Below are 5,696 nucleotides of genomic sequence, written 5' to 3' on the forward strand. Positions count from 1 at the left end.
CCCACGCTCTGCGTGGGAATGCCTCTAGGGACGCTCCGCGTCCAGTGACGCGGAGCGTCACGGGCTGCATTCCCACGCAGAGCGTGGGAACGATCAAGCGCAGAGCGTGGGAACGATCACCCGCGCCTGCAAACTCAAATGCGCCCGCTCCCCCGGTTCCAGGCACAGGCTGTCGGTGCCGCCGCTGGCCGCTTCCACACAAACAAACTCTAAAACCTCGTTCCAGCTCACGCCCAGCAACGGCCGCGAGCCGGGATGCCAGACCACCGTGTCTGCATGATCGCCGGTGTCGATGCACAATTGCCGCTGCCAGGCGTGGTCCTTGAGCTGCAATTCGCCGTCATGCTGGAACACTCGCTGACAACCGCCATCAACCCGCAACTCGCCTTCCTGCTGACAAACCTGGCGGCTCAACTGGTCGTAACCTTGCGCGCCATCGAGCCCAGACAGCGCTACCTCGCCCACATCACCAATACGCCAATAGGCATGCAACGCCTGGCTCAACTGGCACGGCATGTCGTCTTGATGCTCGGTGCTCAGGTGCAAATCCATGCGTTCGCCCAGATGCGCGTGCAAGTCCACTTGCCAGTCGCACAGCTGTAACTGCCAGTGCAGGTGCACGCCATCGTCATCAGCGCTGCTGTCGAGCAGTTTCCAGTCGAGCAAACGCGCCCACCCATGGGACGGCCAGGCGTTTTCGCTCGGATGACGGCCGTACCACGGCCAGCACACCGGCACACCGCCGCGAATCGCACCGACATGCGGCCACTTCGCCGCGCACCACAGCCAGGGTTTCTGCCCCTTTGGCTGGAAGTGCAGCAACTGCGCGCCCTGCCGACTGAACACCGCCTGACACAGCGGATGGTCGATCACCAGCACATCGCGCATCTGATAGCGCTCCCACGCAAACACCGGACGTTCGCGCAAGGATTTGAAGAAGCGTTGTAGCGGATGCTCAAGCATGTGCCACGGTCCTGAAAATCATTTTTCTACCTGATCATTCCCACGCTCTGCGTGGGAATGCATCCCGTGACGCTCTGCGTCACATACGATGGACGCAGAGCGTCCAGAGCGGCGTTACCACGCAGAGCGTGGGAACGATCTGTCCAAGGGGTGCGCTGCCCCCAAAAAAAAGCGGACAGCCATGGCCGTCCGCAAATATGCGCACATAGAGAGGAGCTTATCGCAACAGCGTTAGAACACCGACTGAATTTTCAGACCAGCCACCAGAGCGTTGTCGACTTCATCCACACCGCCCGGGTGAGTGATGTATTGCAGGTTAGGACGGACGGTCAGCCAGTTGGTAACGTGGAAGCCGTAGTTGATCTCGTAGTTGTACTCGGTGGAACGCAACGGCGAGAACAGCGGGTCTTCGTAGTCGGTGACACCATTGGCAGCGTTGACCAACTCGGCGTTTTTCTTCACGTCATCGTTGACATGGATACGGGCGAAACCGATTCCGACGTCGTCTTTAGGACGCGCATCGAACGGCCCCTTGTACACAAACATCAGCGACTGGTAGTTGTCGACGAAGTTGGTGTCCTTGTCGTGGAAGGTGGCGTTGGCGGCGATGTTCAGACCGCGTGAAGCATCACCGTTATGCGTGGTGAGTTGTTGCTGCGCCACGAACCAGTAGCCGTGCTTGCTATCGTGACTGCGATAGGCATTACCGCTGGTTGCCGCATCGTCGCCGTTGTCGTCTTTACGCACGTCATCGGCGTTGGCAGTGCTCTTGTAGTAACCGACACGGTATTCGCCCGGCAGGTTGTTGACCTTCGGCGACCAGACCAATTCAACCGGCAAGACGGTGCCCTCGGTACCACTGCCGCTGAGCTTGAAGCCGTTACCGTGCTCAAGTTGCGACGGGTTCTGGTTGTACGCGCCGATCTGCGCATAGAACTCGGGCGTGATGTTGTACTTCACGCGAACCGCTGCCTGCATGACCGGCCAGTTGTACCAGATGTTGGTTGCCCAGTTACCCGCTTGTGAACCGCAGAATGCCAGGTTCTGGAACTCGCAAGGGAAGGTGTTGAAGTCTTCGCCTTCGCCGAAGTAACCGGCCTTGACGTCCAGTTTACCGTCGAGAAACTGGTGCTTGATCCACAACTGGGTCAGACGGACCATGTGGCCACGGCCGTAGACTTCCTGGGAGGAACTCAAGGTGCCGGCACGCGGGTCGCCGACACGGTCATTGGAGATGTTCTGGCCGTTACGGTTGGTGAGCTGGATCTTCGCCTGGGTGTTATCCCAGCCCCACAGTTTTTCCAGGTCCAGCGCCACGCCCAAGCCAAACTGGTCGGCGTAACGCGCCGTCTTGTCGTCGTTGTAGCCGCCATGCAGGTTGGCGCCCACTTCACCAACGTAGTCGGCCTTGATGTCGATACCTTGCTCGATCAGCCTGGTCCGCTCGCCGCCCCAATCCCCGGTCATCCACTGCGAGTCGGCACTGAACGCGTCAGCCGCGTGCGCGCTACCGGCCATAGTCATCATCGCAAGAGCTGACAATTGGCAGATAAGCTGAGCGTTGTTCTTCTTCTTCATCCCTACATCCTCGTCTTTATTGTTATTAACTGTTTTTATCTAACGCGGTTTACATCGATTGCGACGCACGACAGTCCGGGCGCCACAGATCCCCCCTGTGGGAGCGAGCCTGTGGCGAGGGGGCTTGCCCCCGTTGGGGCGCGAAGCACCCCTGAAACCAGTCACCGCGATCCAGGATTAGAAAGCAGTGACCGGTTTACGACTGCTTCGCAGTCGAACGGGGGCAAGCCCCCTCGCCACAAAAGCCCATTCCCACATTTGATTCTTCAGCGGCCTTTGAACTGCGCCACGTTGGCGCTGTGAGCTTCGGTTTTCGGCAGGCCGGCCACCCCCAGGCGTTCACCGGTCTTGGCATCGAACAACAGCACTTTCGATGGATCGAATTGCAGGGTCAGGGTCTCGCCCACGGCCGGCGCGACGTCCGGTGCCAGGCGGCAGCAGACTTTGGTGTCGTTGAGGTTGACGAACACCAGGGTGTCGGGACCGGTCGGCTCGGTGACCTGCACTTCGGCACGAATGGTCGGCAAACCATTCGGCTCGCTACCCGCCAGCACGATCTGCTCCGGGCGCATGCCGAGGATCACTTCGCGGTCTTCGAGCCCGGCGTCCTGCATGCCCAGCGGCAATTCGCAGCGCGCCTGACCGCTGTCGAGCAGTGCCACCAGACGACCTTCCTTACGCTGCAAACGCAGCGGGATGAAGTTCATCGGCGGCGAACCGATGAAGCTCGCCACGAACAGGTTGGCCGGGTTGTTGTAGATGTCTTTTGGCGTGCCGAACTGCTGAATGATCCCGTCCTTCATCACCGCCACTTTGTCGCCCAGGGTCATGGCTTCGATCTGGTCGTGAGTCACGTAGACCGTGGTGGTTTTCAGACGCTGGTGCATCAGTTTCATTTCGGTGCGCATCTCGACCCGCAGCTTGGCGTCGAGGTTGGACAGCGGTTCGTCGAACAGGTAAATCTTCGGCCGCCGCGCTAGCGCCCGGCCCATGGCCACGCGCTGTTGTTGACCACCGGAAAGCTGGCCCGGCTTGCGGCTGAGCAGGTGTTCGATCTGCAGCAGCTTGGCCACGCGAGCGACTTCTTCGTCGATTTCGGCGGTGGGCATTTTGCGAATCTTCAGGCCGAACGCGATGTTGTCGCGCACGCTCATGGTCGGGTACAGCGCGTAGGACTGGAACACCATGGCAATGTCGCGATCTTTCGGGCTCATGCCGCTGATGTCGGCGTCGTCCACCAGAATCGCGCCGCCGCTGATGTTTTCAAGTCCTGCGATGCAGTTCATCAGCGTGGACTTACCACAGCCCGATGGACCGACCAGGATCAGGAACTCACCGTCATTGATCTTCAGTTCGATGTTTTTCAGGGTGTCCGGCAAACCGGCACCGTAGGTCTTGTTGACGTTGCGTAATTCGAGAGTTGCCATGTTCTACCCCTTGACCGCGCCGGACGTCAGCCCACGCAGGAAATACTTGCCAGCGAATATGTAGACCAGCAGTGTCGGCAGCCCGGCGATCATCGCGGCGGCCATATCAACGTTGTATTCCTTGGCCCCGGTGCTGGTGTTGACCAGGTTGTTCAGGGCCACGGTAATCGGCTGGGCATCGCCACTGGCGAAGACCACGCCGAACAGGAAGTCATTCCAGATTTGCGTGAACTGCCAGATCAGGCAGACCATCACGATCGGGATCGACATCGGCAGCAGGATCTTCCAGAAAATCGTGAAGAAGCCCGCGCCATCCAGCCGCGCCGCCTTGACCAGCGCATCCGGAATGCTCACGTAGTAGTTACGGAAGAACAGCGTGGTGAACGCCAGGCCGTAGACCACATGCACCAGCACCAGGCCCGTGGTGGTGTTGGCCAGGCCGATCTTGCCGAGGGTGAACGAGGCTGGCAGCAGCACGGTCTGGAACGGCAGGAAGCAGCCGAACAACAACAGGCCGAAGAACAGTTGCGAACCACGGAAGCGCCACATCGACAGCACGTAGCCGTTCATGGCACCGATGAACGTAGAGATCAGTACCGCCGGCACGGTGATTTTCACCGAGTTCCAGAAGTAGCTGCCGACACTGTCCCAGGCCTTGATCCAGCCGATGCCATCAATCACTTGCGGCCAGCTCAACAGGTTGCCGGTGCGGATGTCTTCCGGGGATTTGAAACTGGTCAGCAGCATCACCACCAGCGGGACCAGATAGATCGCCGCGGCCAGCAGCAAGGTTGCGTAGATTGCGATGCGGCTGAAGCTGATCGCCGGTTTTCCGAGTTGATTACTCATGGCGTTTGCCTCGCAATTCGGAGTACAGGTACGGCACCAGAATCGCCAGGATCGCGCCGAGCATCATCATGGCGCTCGCCGAACCAATGCCCATCTGGCCACGGCTGAAAGTGAAGGAGTACATGAACATCGCCGGCAGGTCGGACGAGTAGCCCGGGCCACCCGCGGTCATCGCCGCCACCAGGTCGAAGCTCTTGATCGCGATGTGCGCCAGGATCATGAAAGCGCTGAAGAACACCGGGCGCAGGCTCGGCAATACGATCTTCAGGTAGATGGTCGGCAGGCTCGCACCGTCGACTTGCGCCGCGCGGATGATCGATTGATCGACGCCACGCAGGCCGGCCAGGAACATCGCCATCACAAACCCGGAGGCTTGCCACACGGCGGCAATCACCAGGCAATACACCACGCGATCCTGATCCACCAGCCAGTCGAGACGGAAGCCTTCCCAGCCCCAGTCACGCAGCATTTTGTCCAGACCCAGGCCTGGGTTGAGCAGCCATTTCCACGCGGTACCGGTGACGATCATCGAGAGCGCCATCGGGTACAGGTAAACGGTGCGGATGAAGCCTTCCTTGCGAATGCGCTGATCCAGCAGCACGGCGAGGAACACGCCCAGCACCAGGCTGATACCGATGAACATGCCGCCGAACACCGCGAGGTTCTTGCTCGCGACCCACCAGCGATCGTTGTCCATCAGGCGGATGTATTGCTGCAGGCCGACCCACTTGTAGCTCGGCATGAAACTGGAGTTGGTGAAGGACAGAACGAATGTCCAGATGATGTAACCGTAAAAACCAACCAGGACGATCAGCATGCTTGGCGCCAAAACCAGTTTGGGGAGCCAGCGCTGCAATGCGTCGAACGGTGAGGCTTTGC

Annotated in this window: 5 protein-coding genes; all 5 read right to left on the bottom strand. The window is 59.7% G+C overall.

Annotated features, from left to right (window positions below; translation table 11 throughout):
• Window positions 1–93: 93 nt before the first annotated feature.
• The gene (locus ACQKPC_RS29980; RefSeq protein WP_427628286.1) at window positions 94–963 is read right to left on the bottom strand and encodes a D-hexose-6-phosphate mutarotase; all 870 of its coding nucleotides are present in this window, start codon (window positions 961–963) and stop codon (window positions 94–96) included.
• Window positions 964–1,194: 231 nt separating this feature from the next.
• Window positions 1,195–2,541 carry a carbohydrate porin gene (locus ACQKPC_RS29985; RefSeq protein ID WP_218397890.1) on the bottom strand — a complete coding sequence of 449 codons (1,347 nt, stop codon included), beginning with the start codon at window positions 2,539–2,541 and terminating at the stop codon, window positions 1,195–1,197.
• Window positions 2,542–2,807: 266 nt separating this feature from the next.
• Window positions 2,808–3,968, bottom strand: coding sequence for an ABC transporter ATP-binding protein (locus tag ACQKPC_RS29990; RefSeq protein ID WP_007902371.1), 1,161 nt, complete (start codon window positions 3,966–3,968; stop codon window positions 2,808–2,810).
• Window positions 3,969–3,971: 3 nt separating this feature from the next.
• On the bottom strand, window positions 3,972–4,817 hold the full coding sequence (locus ACQKPC_RS29995) for a carbohydrate ABC transporter permease (protein ID WP_030131859.1): 846 nt from the start codon (window positions 4,815–4,817) through the stop codon (window positions 3,972–3,974).
• On the bottom strand, window positions 4,810–5,696 hold an 887-nt coding region (locus ACQKPC_RS30000), incomplete at its 5' end, for a carbohydrate ABC transporter permease (RefSeq protein WP_427628289.1). The genes ACQKPC_RS30000 and ACQKPC_RS29995, both read right to left, overlap by 8 nt.

It is taken from the genome of Pseudomonas sp. NPDC089918 (genome assembly GCF_050280605.1).
GTDB lineage: Bacteria > Pseudomonadota > Gammaproteobacteria > Pseudomonadales > Pseudomonadaceae > Aquipseudomonas.